Consider the following 17,790-nt stretch of genomic DNA (forward strand, 5'->3'; position numbering starts at 1 on the left):
TGTGCGGGGCGGCACCTACTTCTCTTTGCCGGCCGCAAAGAGAAGTAGGCAAGAGAAAGCGGCTTGAACCGCTAACTCTTAAGCGGGTCCCCTGGCTTGGAGGGAATAGTGGTCCATCTGGAATCTGTCGGCTCGCACATTCGGCGTAAGTGACAAGGCACTCATACTTCCCGCCTCGCGCTGCGCGCTCGCCGGAACGGTCTGCTTGAAAACAGGGCCTTCGTTTGGGCGCGACGGGGCCATCGGCTTCGCCTCGGTGAAATGCCGAAAATATCGTGAGATTGCGCGGCGCGATGGTATGCCACGACACCGCGTGAGGTGAGAACGCCGCCGAGCAAACACAGCCGCTGGTTGATGATTACCGCGCGCGGCGCGCGCAACGCCGCCGGAAGAATGAGCGCCTAGTCACTTACGCGGAATGCGCGAGAACACAGATTCCAGATGTACCACTACCGCGACTGCGCGAGACACCTGCTTATGAGCTGGCGGTTTGAAGCGGCTTTCTTTGCCTACTTTCTTTGCCGCGGCAAAGAAAGTAGGTGCCGCCCCGCACAGGGGCAACGCCAATCGACCACCGTGAATTCAAGGAAAGGCCAACACGACAAAAACCGCCACGCAGGCACCCATGCAAAAGCACAACACCCCGACCGCGTACAATAGCGCCTTATCCAACGCCTTCCGGCAACCTCAATGTCCTTCGATTTCTTCCTCCCTTGCCCGCGCGGCCTTGAAGCCTCGCTTGCGGCTGAACTCGCCGAAATTGCCGCCCAACACCTGAACGGCGCCCCGTTCACGGCCGGCGCACAAGTGCCGGGCGGCGTGCATTTCCGCGGAGGCTGGGCCGCCGGCATGGCCGCCAACCTGTATTCGCGTCTCGCGAGCCGCGTGCTGCTGAAAATCGCGCATCGCCCGTATCGCAGCGAGCAGGACATTTATGCGCTCGCAGTCGAACAGCGTTGGGAACAATGGTTTTCGGCGAACGAAACGCTGCGCGTGGACGTCACGGCGATCAAATCGCCGCTGCGCAGCCTGGAATTCACGACGCTGCGCGTCAAGGACGCCATCTGCGATCGTCTGCGCGAAGTCAGCGGCGCGCGTCCAAGCATCGACACCGCCATGCCCGACGTGCGCGTGTTCGCCTTTCTCACCGCCACCGACTGCACGCTGTATCTCGACACCTCGGGCGATCCGCTCTTCAAGCGCGGCTGGCGCCTCGACAAGGGCGCAGCGCCGCTGCGCGAGAATCTGGCCGCGGGCATTCTGCGTTTGACCGGCTGGACCGCCGGCACTCCTCTGTACGACCCGATGTGCGGCAGCGGCACATTCCTCGCGGAAGCCGCGCAAGTGGCGCTGAATATCGCGCCGGGCGCGGAACGGCGCTTCGGCTTCGAGAAGCTCAAGCAATACGAAGCCAAAACCTGGCAAACACTCAAGGCCGCCGCGCTCGACGCGAAGCACGCCGCGCGCAGTTCGCGCGCCGATCTGCAAATCTTCGGCAGCGATATTTCCGGCGACATGCTCGACAAGGCGCGCGCCAACTTCCAGCGCGCCGGCTTGCCGTCGATTCCCCTCAAACAGGTCGACGCGCGCGGCATGACGCCGCCGACGTCCGCCGCAGGCATACTCGTCGCCAATCCGCCGTATGGCGAACGGATCGAAGTGCGCGGGCGCAATGCCCGCGGCGAGCTTCGCGAAGGCCGCGGCAATCGTGACAGCCGCGATGACGAGGGTTTTCGTCGCGCGCAGGAAGAAACGCCGGACAGCGAATTTTTCCAGTCGCTCGGCGATGCGCTCAAGCAGCGCTTCACCGGCTGGCACGCATTCATCCTGACATCGGATCGCAAGCTGCCGGGCCAGTTGCGTCTGCGTGAATCGACCAAGACGCCACTCTTTAACGGCGCGCTCGAATGCCGTCTGTTCCGCTTCGATCTGATCGCGGGCAGCGTGCGGCAGCGTCCGCAGAGCGACACGCCGGCGGCGTGAGGTGCGCTGCGTCTGACAGGTAGTTTGGCGACGAAAACCGCGGACTGGCTCCGCGGTTTTTTTCGCCTGTGGCTTGCGAGCCGTCCGTTTTTTTCGCTGCCCTGTCCATCGCTCCTGCCACCTCCTACTGACACCACGCTGTCAGTAGCATCCTCGCACACTCCTTCTCACGCCATCCGGCGCTTGACACGGCTTACCCGCCATCCACAGGAGAGTGACATGTCCGCATCATCCAAAGTTGTTGCATGGTTCGAGATTCCGTCCGTCGATTTCGATCGCGCCGTCCGTTTCTATGAAGCGGCGCTCGACGTCAAACTGAATGTCCAGGAAGTCGGCGGCCAGCCAATCGCCGTGTTCGGCTACGAGGAGCCGGCCACCGGCGGCGCGATCGTCCACAGCCCGTCGATGACCCCGACCGACGACGGCGTGCTCGTCTATCTGAACGCGCAACCGACCGTCGACGCCACCCTCGCGCGCGTCGAACAAGCCGGCGGCAAGACCGACGGCCCGGTGATCAAACTGCCGCAGGACATCGGCTATATCGCGTTCTTCACCGATACGGAAGGCAACCGTCTCGGCCTGCACTCGCGGACCAACGGCTAAACGCAACACAACGCTCGTGCGCGGCGGCCGGCGAGCACCGCGCACGAACGCCGACCGGAGCGCGGCATGCGGCGCTATCATCGCGGGACTGTCCCCGTCCTCTTCTACAAGACGCCCACGATGACGCGCCGCGCCGACCGCCTGTTCCAGATCGCCGAACTGCTGCGCGGACGGCGTCTGACCACTGCGCAACAACTCGCCGACTGGCTGCATATCTCGCTGCGCACGGTCTATCGCGACGTGCGCGATCTGCAACTGTCAGGGGTGCCGATCGAAGGCGAAGCCGGCATCGGCTACCGTCTGAGCCGCGCGGCAAGTTTGCCCCCGCTCACCTTCACCGCCGATGAACTGGCCGCGCTCGCCGCGGGCGCGCGCATGCTCGAGTCGTGGGGCGGCGCCGGCTTCGCGGGCGGCGCGCGCGGGGCGCTCGCCAAGATCGCCTCGGCCATGCCCGCCGACAAGCGCGCGACGCTGGAGAGGCTCGCGGTCTTCGCGCCGTCGTTTCACATCAAAGGGGATTTTTCCGCACAATCGGACGCGCTGCATCGCGCGATCGACACGCGGCATGTGGTGAGCTTTGCCTACGTCGATGTGAATGGCGCGGCGACCGAGCGTCGTGTCTGGCCGCTCGCCCTCGCCTATTGGGGCGCGCGCTGGACACTCGGTGCGTGGTGTGAATTACGGAGCGATTTCCGCAATTTCGGGCTGGAGAAGATTCAGAATCTTCAGGTGCTCGAACAATATCCAGATCAGGAAGGCAGGCGACTCGCGGACCTGTTGCGGCATGTGAATGCGAAGCCGAAGTGAGGATCGCGGTTCGCCGCTGCGAGGCAAACCGCGATCTCGTTCCTGCCGCGCAGGCTTATTCCACGGCCTTCACCATGTCTTCGATCACCTTCTTCGCGTCGCCGAACACCATCATCGTCTTGTCCATGTAGAACAGGTCGTTGTCGAGCCCGGCGTAACCTGCGGCCATCGAGCGCTTGTTCACGATGACCGTACGCGCCTTGTACGCCTCGATGATCGGCATGCCCGCGATCGGTGACTTCGGATCGTTCTTCGCCGCCGGGTTCACCACGTCGTTCGCGCCGAGCACCAGCACCACGTCGACCTGACCGAACTCACCGTTGATGTCGTCCATTTCATAGACCATGTCGTACGGCACTTCGGCTTCCGCGAGCAGCACGTTCATGTGCCCCGGCATCCGTCCGGCCACCGGGTGAATCGCGTACTTCACCTCGATGCCCTTCTCGACCAGCTTGTCGGTCAGCTCCTTCAACGCATGCTGCGCGCGCGCAACGGCAAGACCATAACCCGGCACGATCACCACGGTTTCAGCATTGCCGAGCATGAACGACGCATCATCGGCAGAACCCGATTTCACCGGACGCTGCTCAGCCGACCCACCTGCGGCTGCCGCTCCCGGCTCATTGCCGAAGCCACCGAGAATCACGTTGAAAAACGAGCGGTTCATCGCCCGGCACATGATGTACGACAGAATCGCACCGGACGAACCCACCAGCGAGCCCGCGATGATCAGCATCGGATTGTTCAGCGAGAAGCCGATGCCCGCCGCCGCCCAGCCCGAGTACGAGTTGAGCATCGACACGACCACCGGCATGTCCGCGCCACCGATCGGAATGATGATCAGCACACCCAGCACGAACGCGATCAGCGTCATGATGATGAACGGCAGCCACGACTGCGTGAGGAAGAACAGGATGCCGAAGCCGAGCATCGCCAGCGCGAGCAGCAGGTTGATCAGATGCTGACCGCCGTACACGACCGGCGCGCCCTGGAAGAGCCGGAACTTGTACTTGCCCGACAGCTTGCCAAATGCAATCACCGAACCCGAGAACGTGATCGCGCCGACGAACGTACCGATGAACAGTTCGATACGGTTGCCATACGGCAGGAAACCCGGCGCCGTATTCTCAGGATCGACAAGGCCGAACGCGGCCGGCTCCGACACCACCGCATACGCGATACACACGGCAGCGAGACCGATCAGCGAGTGCATTGCCGCGACCAGTTCCGGCATCTTGGTCATCTCGACGCGCGCGGCGACGAACGCACCGACCGCCCCGCCGATCACCAGCGCGACCAGCAGCAAACCAAGCCCCAGCCCAAGATTCGAACCGAGCCCGTTAGCCTGTTTGACGATCAGCGCGATGGTCGTAACGATCGCAATCGCCATCCCGACCATGCCGAAGGTGTTGCCAATGCGCGCCGTCTTCGGATTCGACAGCCCCTTGAGCGCCTGGATGAAGCAGACCGACGCGACCAGATAAAGCAGCGTGACGACGTTCAGACTCATTACGCGTTCTCCTTGGCAGCGGCGGGGAGCTTCTTCGGTTCTTTCTTGCGGAACATCTCCAGCATTCGTCGTGTGACGAGAAAGCCGCCGAACACGTTCACTGCCGCCAGTGCGACCGCGAGCGTGCCGAAGAACTTGCCGGGGGTGCCCAAGGTCAGGCCCGCGGCGAGCATTGCGCCGACGATCACGATCGCCGAAATCGCGTTGGTCACGGCCATCAGCGGCGTGTGCAGCGCGGGCGTGACGTTCCAGACCACGTGGTAGCCGACGTAGATCGCCAGCACGAAGATGATCAGGTTGATGACGGTGTGGTTGATGACTTCCATCGCCGCTCTCCTTAAGCCTTGCGCGTGACTTCGCCGTCACGGGCCAGCAGCGTGGCCGCGACGATATCGTCCGCGAGATCGATGTTCAGGGCGCCTTCCTTCGTGATGATCAGCTTCAGGAAGTCGAGCAGGTTGCGTGCGTAGAGCGAGGACGCGTCGGCGGGCACCATCGAGGCGAGATTCGTATAGCCGACGATGGTCACGCCGTGCTTGATGACGACCTTGTCCGCTTCAGTGAGCGGGCAGTTGCCGCCGCGCTGGCCTTCGTACTCCGCGCCGCGGCCGGCCGCGAGGTCGATCAGTACGGAGCCGGGTTTCATCGCCTGCACGGTTTCGACCGAGATCAGCGTCGGTGCGGCGCGGCCAGGGATCAGCGCAGTGGAAATCACCACGTCGGCCTGTTTGGCCCGCTCGTGGACCAGCGCGGACTGGCGCGTGAGCCACGAAGGCGGCATCGGCCGCGCATAGCCGCCGACGCCCTGCGCGGCTTCGCGCTCCTCGTCGGTTTCGTAGGGCACGTCGAGAAACTTCGCGCCGAGCGATTCGATCTGCTCTTTCACCGCTGGACGTACGTCGGAGGCTTCGATCACCGCGCCCAGGCGCTTGGCGGTCGCGATCGCCTGCAAACCGGCCACACCCGCGCCGAGAATCAGCACGCGCGCCGCTTTCACGGTGCCCGCTGCGGTCATCAGCATCGGCATGAAGCGCGGATAGAGCGTGGCGGCCAATAAAACCGCCTTGTAGCCCGCGATGTTCGCCTGCGACGACAGCACGTCCAGACTCTGCGCGCGCGTGGTTCTCGGCGCGGCTTCGAGCGCGAACGCGGTCACGCCCGCAGTCGCCAGCTTTGATGAGTTTTCGGTATTAAACGGATCGAGCATGCCGACCAGCGTCGCGCCGCGTTTAAGCAACGGCAACTCGGCATCGGTGGGCGACTGGACCTTCAGGACGAGTTCAGCGCCAAAAGCGGTCGCCGCATCGACGATCTCCGCGCCGGCGGCCGTAAAGGCATCGTCTGGAAAGCTGGCGCCGGTCCCGGCGCCGCTCTGGATCGTGACCCGGTGGCCCTGGGTCACATACTTCTTGACCGTTTCGGGCGTCGCGGCGACGCGGGTTTCGTGCGCGCGCGTCTCGGCTGGCACTCCGATGTGCATCTTGTTCCTCCTCGACTTCCTGTTTTACGACAGATCGGCCGACGAGGCCCGCCGGCTTGCGAGTGCAACGGCTAACGCCTCACTTTAACCGAAACAGGGGGGTGCGCAGAAATCGGGGACAATCCGGGGGTGCCCGGCGGACCGGCCCGACGTCGCGGACGGCGAGCGGCCGGCCCGCCGGTCGTGCCTGTCACCCGCAACCGGCCGGCCGCTTCCCGGCAGGCGAGGCCCATAAACGGTAAAATGCGCACCCATGAAACCGGAAACCTGGCTGCCGCACGTCACCGTCGCGGCCATCGTCGAGCGTGACGGGCGTTTTCTCGTGGTCGAGGAGCATACCGTCGACGGCCTGCGCCTGAACCAGCCCGCGGGCCATCTGGAAGCGGGCGAGACGCTGGTGGAAGCGGTGATCCGCGAAACGCTCGAGGAAACCGCCCACCCGTTCGTGCCCGAGGCGCTGGTGGGCATGTACATGACCCATTTCGAGCGGCCCGGCAGTGAGGGCGTGACCTACCTGCGCTTCACCTATTGCGGCACCGGCGGCGCAGCCGATCCGCAGCGCGCCCTCGACCCCGACATCGTCCGCACGTTGTGGATGAGTGCCGACGAATTGCGCGCCTGTCCCGAACGGCACCGCACGCCGCTCGTCATGCAATGTCTCGACGATTACCTCGCGGGCCGACGTTTCCCGCTCGACTTCGTGCACACGCATTCGGTCGGGCAAAAAAGATAGCCGCAACGAGCGGCCAACCCACGATCCATGAAGTCACGCAGCACCCAGTGAGCATCTTATGAGCAAGCAGAAAGTCGTAGTAGGCATGTCGGGCGGCGTCGATTCGTCGGTTACCGCATGGCTGCTGAAGGAACAGGGCTACGACGTGGTTGGCCTGTTCATGAAAAACTGGGAAGACGACGACGACAGCGAATACTGCTCAACGCGGCAGGACTGGATCGACGTGGTCTCGGTGGCGGACCTGATCGGCATCGACGTCGAAGCGGTCAACTTCGCCTCCGAATACAAGGACCGCGTGTTCGCCGAATTCCTGCGCGAATACTCGGCCGGCCGCACGCCGAATCCGGACGTGCTCTGCAACGCCGAAATCAAGTTCAAGGCTTTCCTCGACCACGCCATGTCACTCGGCGCGGAAACCATCGCGACCGGCCACTATGCGCGCGTGCGCGAGAACGACGGCCGCTTCGAACTGCTGAAGGCGTTCGACCATACGAAAGACCAGTCGTACTTCCTGCATCGGCTGAATCAGGCGCAGTTGTCGAAGACGCTGTTTCCGCTCGGCGAGATTCCGAAAACCAAAGTCCGCGAAATCGCCGAGCAGATCGCGCTGCCCAATGCGAAGAAGAAAGACTCGACCGGCATCTGCTTTATCGGCGAACGGCCGTTCCGCGACTTCCTGAACCGCTATCTGCCGACCAAGCCCGGCCCGATGAAAACCACCGACGGCAAAGTGGTCGGTGAACATATCGGCCTCGCGTTCTACACGTTCGGCCAGCGCAAGGGCATCGGCCTCGGCGGCAGCAAGGACGGCAGCGGCGAACCGTGGTTCGTCGCCGGCAAGGACATTCCGTCGAACACGCTGTATGTCGCCCAAGGCCATGATCACTCGTGGCTGCTCAGCCATACGCTGTCCGCGGGCAATACCAGCTGGGTGGCGGGCGAACCGCCGGCGGACGGCTTTGCGTGCGGCGCGAAGACCCGTTACCGGCAAGCGGATGCGCCATGCACGTTTAGCAGAGCGGGCAGCGGCGAAGGCCTCTTCGAGCTGAATTTCGAAGCGGCGCAATGGGCTGTCACACCGGGGCAATCTGCGGTGCTCTACGATGGCGACGTGTGTCTCGGCGGCGGCATCATCGAACATGCGGTCACCGGACAGCCGGTCGCGCGTGAGCCGCAAAAAGCGGCGCTGCTGACCGCCCGTTGATCCAGACGTCCAATCGTGCGGCAACCCGGCCTGGCGCCGCACGCTTCACTTTCACGTTTCAATCTGCGCTGCGCGTGGCATCCACGCGTTCGCTCTTCAAACCGCAGCTAGCTTCACCATAACAAGCAGTCGCTCGTTTTCCTTTGCGGCGGATTCCGTCTGCGCCGGCAGCGCTGGCGATCCCGCCGTGACGATCCTCACTGCACTGGAGTCCCCATGTTTTCTCGACGTTATCTGGCCATGTGGTGCGCCGCCGCGCTGTTCGCCGTCTGCGCGGCGTTCGCCGCCACGCAGCACATTTCGTGGTTCTGGATCATCGTGCCGCTCGCACTGGTCGCGCTCGGCCTGTTCGACCTGACGCAACAGCGCCACGCGATCCTGCGCAACTATCCGCTGTGGGGCCACTTCCGTTTCCTGTTCGAATTCATCCGCCCGGAGATCCGCCAGTATTTCGTCGAAGGCGACACGGACGAAAAACCGTTCTCGCGCGCCCAGCGCAGCATCGTCTATCAGCGCGCGAAGAACGACGTCGACAGCCGTCCGTACGGCACCGAACTCGACGTCAAAGCCATCGCGCACGAATGGATCAGCCACTCGCTCGCACCGACCACGCTCGAGAATCACGACTTCCGCATCGTCGTCGGACCGGATCGCGCGCAGCCTTATTCGATGTCGATCTTCAACGTCTCGGCGATGAGCTTCGGCTCGCTGTCGGCGAACGCGATCATGGCGCTGAACCTCGGTGCGAAAAAAGGCAACTTCGCGCACGACACCGGCGAAGGCTCGATGTCGAAATATCACCGCGAGCACGGCGGCGACATCATCTGGGAAATCGCCTCGGGCTACTTCGGTTGCCGCAACGACGACGGCAGCTTTAGCGCGGAGAAGTTCGCGAAACAAGCCGCCGAGCCGCAAGTGAAGATGATCGAGGTGAAGCTCTCGCAAGGCGCGAAGCCTGGGCACGGCGGCGTGCTGCCGGCCGCCAAGATCACGCCGGAAATCGCGGAGACGCGCGGCGTGCCGATGGGCCGCGACTGCATCTCGCCGGCCACGCACTCCGAGTTCTCGACGCCGCGCGGCCTGCTCGAATTCGTCGACCGTCTGCGCACGCTGTCGGGTGGCAAGCCAACCGGCTTCAAGCTGTGCATCGGGCATCCGTGGGAATTCTTCGGCATTGCCAAGGCGATGCTGGAAACGGGCATCCTGCCGGACTTCATCGTCGTGGACGGCGCGGAAGGCGGCACGGGCGCGGCGCCGCTCGAATTCACCGATCACGTCGGCGTGCCCTTGCAGGAAGGTCTGCTGCTGGTGCACAACACGCTGGTGGGCATCGGCTTGCGGCAACGTATTCGCATCGGCGCGAGCGGCAAGATGATCACCGCGTTCGACATCACCAAGACGCTCGCGATCGGCGCGGACTGGGTCAACGCCGCGCGCGGCTTCATGTTCGCGGTGGTTATTAACCCCATACTCGTGCAACTATTAAAGCTTGCAAATCGCCTCTCATGCCGAATTCAGGACTCACTGACTCGTCCGTCGGTGCTGGGGTAGCAGTTTAAATTTCTAAATTGGGCAAGCCGGCGTAGCCGGCGCGTCAGTCTTAAGTGTGTGCAACTTCGGAACCGCCCTTAGGGCGGCTGTCCACACCCTTGTGGTGTGGACAGCGAAGTTGTGCACACGTGGAACTGCCAAAGCGATTTCACTGAAGCGCCCTGACAAATGTCAGAGACCTACTTTTTCGTTTAGACCCTATCTAGGGCAGCCGCCAAGAGCTTCGTGTCTAAAAGCTTTTTGAGCAGCTTACGCTCCGACTTTGATAGGCGAACCCAAGCTAAAACTAATTCGGCAAGGTCCTCGTCCTCACAATAGAAATAAGCCGTCGGAACGCCCAGCGCTTTGGCCAGCTTCATTGCAATTTCAAAGGGTGGTTCGTGCACACCAGTCTCGTACCGACTAATGCGAGCACTCGCCGTGTGTTCATCAAGCCCGATTTGGACGCCCAATCTGTCTTGTGGGATTTCCGCCTGACGGCGGGCAACGCGAAGCCGCCGACCGAAAAGCGAGGCTGATTGCTGGATTTTCATTCTACGAATATCGTAGGATTCACTTGTTGAATCTCTACGTAATTCGTAGAATTGGGGTGTATCAGCGAGCGACTGCGAGATATGAAGCAATGGCAAGTATGTCAAGGCCGTCAGGTTGCGAGGTTAGTCGCATTTGACATTTAACTTAGAAGGCACGGCCAAGAGCGTGGTAAGTCGACGGCCGTCCGTGTGTAGTGATTGAACCTTTTTGAGATATTTGAAGCCACTATGGAATCCGCGCGTAGTGCAAAGCGCGGCCCCCTGAGCGACCCATGCGTCCGCGCTCGATTCTGAGGACTGTGGATTCGTTGAACCTTTAAACATTCGGTTGGCCGTGCGATGCTATTTACTGACAGCAATTGGGAAGAGTCACATCCCATAAAAGCGGCTCTCTTGCAGCCACTTCGTCCGTGGCGTTGTATAGGGTGGTCGGACCTTACTTTGAATTTCTTCGTTGTGGCCTCGCCCGGTCGCGGAGACCAATTCGGTCCAGACGGATGGGTAGCGGACGGCGCCGAAGCTTTGATTGAACTCGTGTCTCATTTAGGTGATGCTGAATTTTCAGTTCATCTGATGGCCAGAAAAGACGCGGACGCATCCGTCACTTTCTGTCGGGTGACCGGACTATGGAAGGAGGTACAGGCCGAAAACTCGGACGCGGGGAGCTACTGGTACTCAGTCACCGACGAGCAGCCGAAACCGTGCTCCCCTCTAGCTGTGACAAGGCACGCGGAGAGCCCAAGGTTAACGAAGCTGTTGAGCTTCGAAGACAGATGAGCCGAAGTACATCGACTCTGCGCCAACAACTTTAGCCTCGCTTAAGTAAGGGAATGACCATGTTGCCTCGGTCTACGCGTGAGACGAAGAACAACACGCCGCTCAAAGAAGAATGGATACAGCACATCCTACGTCGCGCCGTCGTCGCAGCCATCTTGTGCGACCCGAAAGTCATTGAAACGCTGCTGCAAATCCCCGACGCGGCGCTCGGCCGCATGTTCAAGAATCATCTCTGTGCAGCCATGGGCATAGCTACGGCATACGGAATTGACCTACCTGCGCTTCGAGAAGAAGAAGAGAATCTTCGAAAGCGCGTCAAACGTGCGTCGAAGTCGACACCCGAACATGAGCCTTTGTCCGGAGCCAACAAAGCGAACGCTGAGCGTTACCCGCTTGTGCACCAGGGAAAAGTGCTTCGAACCAACGATTTCTGCAATGCGGTCGGCATCACGGAAAAGACGCTCGATAAGTATGTCACCTCGAGTCGGATGTTCCGCGTGTACTTTGGTCCGGACGCCTATATCCCAGCGTTCTTTCTCACGCCCATGATTTTCCGTGATGACTTCAGAAAAGTCATACGTCGTCTGGGCAAAATTGACTCGTGGACAATGTTCGACTTCTTCACGACCCCGGCTGAGGCGCTGGACGGTGATACGCCGCTCCAGCGGCTATCGGTCGAAGATGTTAAGTCGGTTGTGAAAGAGGCCGCGACCTTTGCGCAACAATATGTGCAGCTTTTCCCATAGGCACGAGACCTCAGGTTCTAACGTCCGCCGGTAATGAAAGAACTGCTGGCCTTCGCCGTCAATAGCTCCGCACTTCTGGTCGTGCCGGCAGTCGCGTTCGTACTCAGCTTGGTCATGCTGCACATCAAAAGGAGATACGTGAACGAGGGGATTTTGGTCGGTTGCAAGCCTACCGCAGAACGCGACCGCCGCGCATCACAAGAGGGAAATGAGATGAAGTCGAGTACCGATATTGACCTTGAGATTGCGCTTCGCAAGTTCCATGAATTGGGCTTGGCGGACGGGGATTTGGGATATGCCTATTGGTATAAAGTCGGGCAGCTACTCAAAGGAGCGGCTGGCATGCAAACGCAAATCGACGCGCTCAGCGAAGAGTTGGAACAGTTGCGCGCCACGCGGCATAAAAGGAATTGAAACTGATGCTTGGTTCTGCTCCTAGTTTGGGACACTCCCGCGGATACATATCTACATGAACATGAACGCCGACGAGCATCTGACGACAGACCACGTCGCAGTTAGCAGACTTCTTTCGAAGATTTTGCGACATGAACCCGAGATGATTGGCATCCGGCTCGACAGTCAGGGCTGGGTATCTGTCGACGAACTGATACGCGCAATCGAACGCGCTGCGCGTACCGCGGGTGCGTCAAAGAGGTTGAGAACGATGCCTGCAGTTACGAGAGACGTCATTCTGGCGGTCGTCGCGACGAGCGACAAACAGCGCTTCTCACTATCCGCAGGCGGCGAGCGAATACGCGCGGCGCAAGGTCACTCGATAGAGGTGAACCTAGGCTATGCCGCAATAGAGCCCCCAGCCATTCTGTATCACGGCACCGCGTGGAGCAACTGGGCGAGTATCAGCATTGAAGGATTGACACCTCGAACCAGGCACGCCGTCCATCTGAGCACGGACATCGACGCGGCAACGCGAGTAGGTGCTCGCCACGGGTCACCATTGGTTCTCGTCGTGGACGCTTCGCAGATGTACGTCGATGGGCACGCCTTCTCTCGCTCGGATAACGGCGTTTGGCTTACTTCGGTAGTTCCGCCTAGATACCTGTCTCAATTGAAACATGATGAGCGCGGGCAGAAGTGATGACAGCGTGTGCTCAGCGAGACCCAAGACATTCTTCACAACCGACTTGAAATGAACGAGCAATCGCGTCTTGAAGAGCTGCTATTGAGTAGGTCCGAGCGCCCCTCGGAAGACTTCAGTCGGAGCTGGCAGATGAGGAAATCCCCTAGCTGCGGCATCATCCGCTCGGGACCTACAACGGGCAAGTGGTGAATTTTCACGCCTTCATCCGATGTCGACCAGGCATGGGCGAAAGTCAAATGCGCCGTTGAGGGCGATAACCTATTGTTTGCGAAGGTATCGACGGCTCTGCGCAGCATGGGTCGTGATGGTCACGTCATTTGCGTGTACACGCAAGATTGGACAGACAAACAAGACCTCTTGCACGTACGTGAAGTGTTACGGTCGCTGGGCTTTGTCGACGAGCTCGGGTACAAGCGTGACATCGATACATTAAACAGGATTTACGGCCTAGGCGAGTGGTTCCTACGTGCATAGCTCATAGAGCACCGCGGAACGGCGTCATTGAGATAATGTTAGCAAGGCAGCGCGCCTCGCGCTTGCGACGACCTATCCACGGAGGCTCACGCGCGTACACCACCTGTTCGTGCCGAGTTTGCGCGTCTTGCGACGGCTCGCAACATCAACCGCCTCGAAGCTACCCGCTAGCCGGCGGGGCGCACTCAAATCATCACAAGCACGACCTGTCTGAATGTCGCTTGGAGGCACCAGCGCGTGTCAAAGTAGCACTTACGGGGATTGCTGCTGCCGGTAGGCTATCCGAACATTCAAGGGGAAGTTAATGGCTGAATCGCGACTGACAGCCAAAGGCCGTACCATCGTTCCCGCCGAGGTCAGGAAAGCGTTTGGCATGATGCCGGGCACGCGGCTGCTGTGGCATGTCATGCCCGATGGCGACATCCTAATACGGGCCAAATCGAAGTCGCTTCTGGAACTGGCGGGAAGCGTGGCGTCCCCGGTCAAAGGGGTGACCATTTGGCATGAAAGCGTGGCGACGCTGCCGCGCGTAATCAGCGAAGCCAAATCTTGTCGGCGGTTTCGAATGGGAGCACAGAGGTGGTCGATTCACAAGATGAAAAGCTTCGGAAAGCTGCTGGCTGGCTGCGAGAAGCAGACGGACTCCTCATCACGGCGGGTGCTGGAATGGGCGTCGATTCAGGCCTTCCTGACTTTCGTGGTGGGGAAGGCTTCTGGCGCGCCTATCCCGCGCTTCGGCACCACGGCCTATCGTTCGAAGACATGGCAAACCCTGCGCGGTTTGCAGAGCATCCGGAGCTTGCGTGGGGCTTCTACGGACACCGGTTGAGGCTCTACCGTGAGACAGTCCCTCACGAGGGCTTCGCGATTTTGCGTCGGTGGGCAGACCGCATGAGCCATGGCGCCTTTGTGTTCACGAGCAACGTCGACGGACAATTCCAAAAAGCCGGGTTCTCCGGAGACCGAGTCCACGAATGCCACGGGTCGATTCATAGACTTCAATGCCTAGATGTTTGCACAAGCGATACATGGCCGGCCACGGAATTTCTTCCATCGGTGAATGAGAACACGTCTGAGCTGGAATGCCCAATGCCCCGCTGCCCACGGTGTGGTGCGCTCGCGCGTCCGAATATTCTGATGTTCGGAGATTGGGGATGGGTCGACGTGCCATATGAACAACAACGGGAGCGCCTGGAAGCTTGGATTCTTTCGGTGTCGAACCCAGTCGTCGTGGAACTGGGCGCAGGGAAAGCACTGCCGACGGTGAGGCGTTTCAGCGAGCGAAACGCGCGCCAACAGCTCATTCGAATAAATATTAGGGAGTCAAATACGAACCCGTTGCATGGCGTCGGATTCGCAAGCGGGGCCGCCGCGACACTCAAGCTACTCGACCTGGCGCTTGCGTGACATCGGGCCCCTTCAGTCAGGATTCAATTGGTTCGCGTGGCCGACATACCTCAATATATCCGGTATTATAGAAATGTAACCCGGTGCACTATATGTCTGATAACAACGCCTCAACAGGCAGTCAAATCGATGTCGCGATTATCGGCGGGGGCCAATCCGCTCTGGCGGTTTCATATTTCCTGCGCCGCGCGGGCATCAGCTATTTGGTGCTGGACAATCAGTCGGACGCAGGAGGCGCATGGTTGCACGCGTGGAATTCGCTCCATCTCTTCTCGCCGGCACAGTGGAGTTCGTTGCCAGGGTGGCTGATGCCGCCGACCACGGGTCAATATCCCTCTCGCGAGCACGTCATTCGATACCTCGCTCATTACGAGAAACGCTACGGGATTCCGGTCCGCCGGCCGGTGGCCGTGAAGTCAGTGTCACGTCGCGGGGACCGCTTGTTGGTATCGACGAATCACGGCGACTGGCTCGCGAAAGCGGTGGTAAGTGCAACTGGCACGTGGGGCCACCCGTACATCCCAGAATATCCGGGACAGGTGGACTTCGGGGGTGAGCAGGTGCACTCAGCGCGTTACAGGAATCCGGAAGCGTTCCGTGGCAAGCGCGTGCTCGTCGTCGGAGGCGGCAACTCCGGCGCGCAGATACTCGCCGAACTCTCGCAGAGCTGTCATGTGACTTGGGTTACGTTGGAAGCGCCGACGCTTCTTCCAGATGACGTCGATGGTCGCGTGCTGTTTGAGCGAGCAACCGAACGTTGGAAGGCGCGGGTGGACGGCCGCCCGGACCCCGCACCCACAGGCGGTCTAGGAGACGTTGTCATGGTGCCACCGGTTCGTGAGGCACGTGAACGTGGTGTGCTGAAGTCGGTTCGCCCCTTCGCCCGCTTCGTAAATGACGGCGTCGTCTGGGGAGACGGGACTCGCTCGCAGGTCGACGCAGTTATATGGTGCACAGGGTTCCGGCCGGCACTCGAGCATCTGCGCGCCTTGAACGTCGTCAACGCCGGAGGCAGGGTCGACGTGGTAGAAGGCCGTTCAGTTGTTGAGCCCAGATTGTGGCTCGTTGGCTACGGTGAATGGTGCGGCTTCGCGTCAGCTACTCTCATTGGCGTGATGCGTAGCGCCCGGTCCACCGCTGCACAGATTAACGAATATCTATCTTCCCTTGCGGAGCAAACGGCATGACTGTCACGATTTACCACAACCCTGACTGCGGAACCTCGCGCAACACTCTTGCGATGATTCGAAACGCCGACATCGAACCGATGATTATCGAGTATCTAAAAACGCCGCCGTCTCGCGAAACGCTTGTAGACCTTATCGCACGGTCAGGACTGAGCGTACGTGATGTAGTGCGTCAGAAGGGAACCCCATATGCGGACTTGGGGCTGGGTGACCCATTCGTCAACGACGACCAGCTCATCGACGCTATGCTGGAGCATCCCATTCTCATCAACCGACCGCTTGTCGTAACCGACCACGGAGTGCGGCTATGCCGCCCGTCTGAAGTTATTCTCGACATCCTGCCCGAAGCCCGTGCGGTGCCGTTCGTGAAAGAGGACGGTGAGGTTGTCGTCGACGAACATGGACATCGCGTGAAGTAGTTTGCCCATCCAGCGGAGTGGCTAACGGATGGGCTGACTGAATAATCACCCCCGACCTATGAAACGAATGGCAACAGAGTGGCCGTCTGCCATCAACCGCCGATGAACGACATTTCGACTTTGGACCGGTCGTCTGTGGCGCTACTTTCACCACGTTGCTCTGAATAGCGGTCGGCCCGCCGTCTCCAAAGGTAAGAGACCAGTTGGCGCAACGCTTCATCAGTGTCTCCGTTTCGCATTGGCGTACGTATGTCCAGGCCGCGAGAGGCGAACAGACAGGTGAAGAGCTGGCCGTCCGCCGACATTCGTAGCCGCGTGCAGTCGCCGCAGAAAGGCTGTGAGACGCTTGAGATGACGCCGACTGTTCCCTGACCATCAGCGTAGCGAAATCGGACCGACGTGTCCGAATGCTTGTCGCGACCAATCGGTACGAGCTGGAAAACCGCATCAATGCGACGAACAACCTCGGATGAAGACACCACTGACTCCATGTTCCAGCCGTTGCTTGCACCGACGTCCATGAACTCGATGAAACGGACTTCTACGCCAGTTCCCCGGAAGTGGCGTGCCATCGGCAGCATCTGCGTGTCGTTCACACCGCGCTTCACCACCATGTCGACCTTGACCGGAGCGAGGCCGACACGCAGTGCAGCGTCGATTCCCTCCAGCACCAATGCTGCAGGAAAGCCGACGCCATTCATCCGCTGAAACACAGCCTCGTCTATTGAGTCGAGACTGACTGTGATGCGCTTCAATCCCGCGTTCCGCAGGAGTTGCGCCTTGCGACTTAGCAGCGAACCATTTGTCGTCAGTGTCAATTCGACGTCTTCGCCACGAGGCGTCCGTAACTTGGCCAACCGCTCGACAAGATATTCAAGGTCTTTTCGCAGCAGCGGTTCTCCACCCGTGAGTCGAATCTTTTCAACACCGAGGCCAACGAACACCCGTGCGGCGCACTCAATTTCCTCGAAGCTGAGCAGTTCGCGTCGGGGCAGGAACGCATAGTCCTTGCCGAACACCTCCTTCGGCATGCAGTAGACGCAACGGAAGTTGCAGCGGTCCGTAACCGAAATACGCAGGTCTCGCAACGGCCGATGGCGCGTGTCCCGAAGCGGCAGTTCCATTATCGGAGAGTCTGACGCAAGCAAATTGCGCTCAGTCGAGTCAGCGGCGCCGACTTCGACAAGCGGAATGACTCGCCCCAGCGTAAATGCCTCCATCGCAGCTCCACTCTCACGTGCGGATGGCCACCGGCTCAGAAAGAGACAATACGGCCG

General features: G+C 60.5%; 17 protein-coding genes and 2 pseudogenes. 14 read left to right on the forward strand and 5 right to left on the reverse strand.

The genetic code is table 11. The features are described from left to right. The first annotated feature begins 690 nt into the window (after positions 1 to 690). The 3 genes from P0D80_RS43055 to P0D80_RS43065 all read left to right on the forward strand — a co-directional run bounded on the left by P0D80_RS43055 (position 691) and on the right by P0D80_RS43065 (position 3,393). Complete coding sequence (locus P0D80_RS43055) at positions 691 to 1,983, forward strand: THUMP domain-containing class I SAM-dependent RNA methyltransferase (RefSeq protein WP_408293035.1); 1,293 nt, start codon at positions 691 to 693, stop codon at positions 1,981 to 1,983. 219 nt (positions 1,984 to 2,202) lie between these two features. After that, positions 2,203 to 2,586: a VOC family protein gene (locus P0D80_RS43060; RefSeq protein ID WP_408178339.1), complete on the forward strand. Its 384-nt coding sequence runs from the start codon at positions 2,203 to 2,205 to the stop codon at positions 2,584 to 2,586. A gap of 66 nt (positions 2,587 to 2,652) precedes the next feature. After that, complete coding sequence (locus P0D80_RS43065) at positions 2,653 to 3,393, forward strand: helix-turn-helix transcriptional regulator (RefSeq protein WP_408293038.1); 741 nt, start codon at positions 2,653 to 2,655, stop codon at positions 3,391 to 3,393. Between the two features lie 55 nt (positions 3,394 to 3,448). On the opposite strand, the gene P0D80_RS43070 is transcribed toward P0D80_RS43065, so the two are convergent. The 3 genes from P0D80_RS43070 to P0D80_RS43080 are packed head-to-tail and all read right to left on the reverse strand — an operon-like array spanning position 3,449 to position 6,383. Continuing rightward, entirely contained in the window at positions 3,449 to 4,903 is a 1,455-nt protein-coding gene (locus P0D80_RS43070) for an NAD(P)(+) transhydrogenase (Re/Si-specific) subunit beta (RefSeq protein WP_408293041.1), read from the reverse strand. Beyond that, the gene (locus P0D80_RS43075) at positions 4,903 to 5,229 is read right to left on the reverse strand and encodes an NAD(P) transhydrogenase subunit alpha part 2 (protein ID WP_012431753.1); all 327 of its coding nucleotides are present in this window, start codon (positions 5,227 to 5,229) and stop codon (positions 4,903 to 4,905) included. The genes P0D80_RS43070 and P0D80_RS43075 overlap by 1 nt, the downstream gene beginning before the upstream one ends. Before the next feature lie 11 nt (positions 5,230 to 5,240). Continuing rightward, entirely contained in the window at positions 5,241 to 6,383 is a 1,143-nt protein-coding gene (locus tag P0D80_RS43080; RefSeq protein WP_408178337.1) for a Re/Si-specific NAD(P)(+) transhydrogenase subunit alpha, read from the reverse strand. Positions 6,384 to 6,636: 253 nt separating this feature from the next. On the opposite strand from P0D80_RS43080, the gene P0D80_RS43085 reads away from it, so the two are divergent. From P0D80_RS43085 to P0D80_RS43095, 3 genes and pseudogenes are all read left to right on the forward strand, one after another. Beyond that, on the forward strand, positions 6,637 to 7,116 hold the full coding sequence (locus tag P0D80_RS43085) for an NUDIX hydrolase (protein WP_408293046.1): 480 nt from the start codon (positions 6,637 to 6,639) through the stop codon (positions 7,114 to 7,116). A gap of 58 nt (positions 7,117 to 7,174) precedes the next feature. Further along, complete coding sequence (mnmA, locus tag P0D80_RS43090; protein WP_408293050.1) at positions 7,175 to 8,320, forward strand: tRNA 2-thiouridine(34) synthase MnmA; 1,146 nt, start codon at positions 7,175 to 7,177, stop codon at positions 8,318 to 8,320. Positions 8,321 to 8,536: 216 nt separating this feature from the next. Then, positions 8,537 to 9,775 (forward strand): annotated as a pseudogene (locus P0D80_RS43095) (FMN-binding glutamate synthase family protein); the annotation flags it as partial. A 287-nt stretch (positions 9,776 to 10,062) separates the two neighbouring features. Here P0D80_RS43095 and P0D80_RS43100 read toward each other — a convergent pair. Beyond that, entirely contained in the window at positions 10,063 to 10,404 is a 342-nt protein-coding gene (locus P0D80_RS43100) for a helix-turn-helix domain-containing protein (protein WP_408293053.1), read from the reverse strand. 836 nt (positions 10,405 to 11,240) lie between these two features. Here P0D80_RS43100 and P0D80_RS43105 point away from each other — a divergent pair. The 8 genes and pseudogenes from P0D80_RS43105 (at position 11,241) to arsC (ending at position 16,513) form a co-directional block, all read left to right on the forward strand. Then, complete coding sequence (locus P0D80_RS43105; protein ID WP_408293056.1) at positions 11,241 to 11,927, forward strand: hypothetical protein; 687 nt, start codon at positions 11,241 to 11,243, stop codon at positions 11,925 to 11,927. 33 nt (positions 11,928 to 11,960) lie between these two features. Next, positions 11,961 to 12,341, forward strand: coding sequence for a hypothetical protein (locus P0D80_RS43110; RefSeq protein ID WP_408293059.1), 381 nt, complete (start codon positions 11,961 to 11,963; stop codon positions 12,339 to 12,341). Between the two features lie 55 nt (positions 12,342 to 12,396). Beyond that, positions 12,397 to 13,023: an RNA 2'-phosphotransferase gene (locus P0D80_RS43115; RefSeq protein WP_408293062.1), complete on the forward strand. Its 627-nt coding sequence runs from the start codon at positions 12,397 to 12,399 to the stop codon at positions 13,021 to 13,023. 192 nt (positions 13,024 to 13,215) lie between these two features. Next, complete coding sequence (locus P0D80_RS43120) at positions 13,216 to 13,500, forward strand: putative phosphothreonine lyase domain-containing protein (protein ID WP_408293133.1); 285 nt, start codon at positions 13,216 to 13,218, stop codon at positions 13,498 to 13,500. 304 nt (positions 13,501 to 13,804) lie between these two features. Then, positions 13,805 to 13,936: pseudogene (locus P0D80_RS43125) on the forward strand (AbrB/MazE/SpoVT family DNA-binding domain-containing protein); the annotation flags it as partial. A gap of 230 nt (positions 13,937 to 14,166) precedes the next feature. Further along, positions 14,167 to 14,907, forward strand: a complete 741-nt coding sequence (locus tag P0D80_RS43130; RefSeq protein WP_408293065.1) for an SIR2 family NAD-dependent protein deacylase — start codon at positions 14,167 to 14,169, stop codon at positions 14,905 to 14,907. Between the two features lie 92 nt (positions 14,908 to 14,999). Continuing rightward, positions 15,000 to 16,094, forward strand: coding sequence for an ArsO family NAD(P)H-dependent flavin-containing monooxygenase (locus P0D80_RS43135; RefSeq protein ID WP_408293068.1), 1,095 nt, complete (start codon positions 15,000 to 15,002; stop codon positions 16,092 to 16,094). Then, a complete protein-coding gene (arsC, locus tag P0D80_RS43140; protein WP_408293072.1) occupies positions 16,091 to 16,513 on the forward strand; it encodes an arsenate reductase (glutaredoxin) in 423 nt (140 codons plus the stop codon). Before P0D80_RS43135 ends, arsC begins: the two co-directional genes overlap by 4 nt. A gap of 92 nt (positions 16,514 to 16,605) precedes the next feature. Here arsC and moaA read toward each other — a convergent pair whose 3' ends face one another. Further along, positions 16,606 to 17,733, reverse strand: a complete 1,128-nt coding sequence (moaA, locus tag P0D80_RS43145) for a GTP 3',8-cyclase MoaA (protein WP_408293075.1) — start codon at positions 17,731 to 17,733, stop codon at positions 16,606 to 16,608. Positions 17,734 to 17,790: the final 57 nt, after the last annotated feature.

It is taken from the genome of Paraburkholderia sp. RL17-373-BIF-A, from assembly GCF_046030175.1.
Lineage (GTDB): Bacteria > Pseudomonadota > Gammaproteobacteria > Burkholderiales > Burkholderiaceae > Paraburkholderia.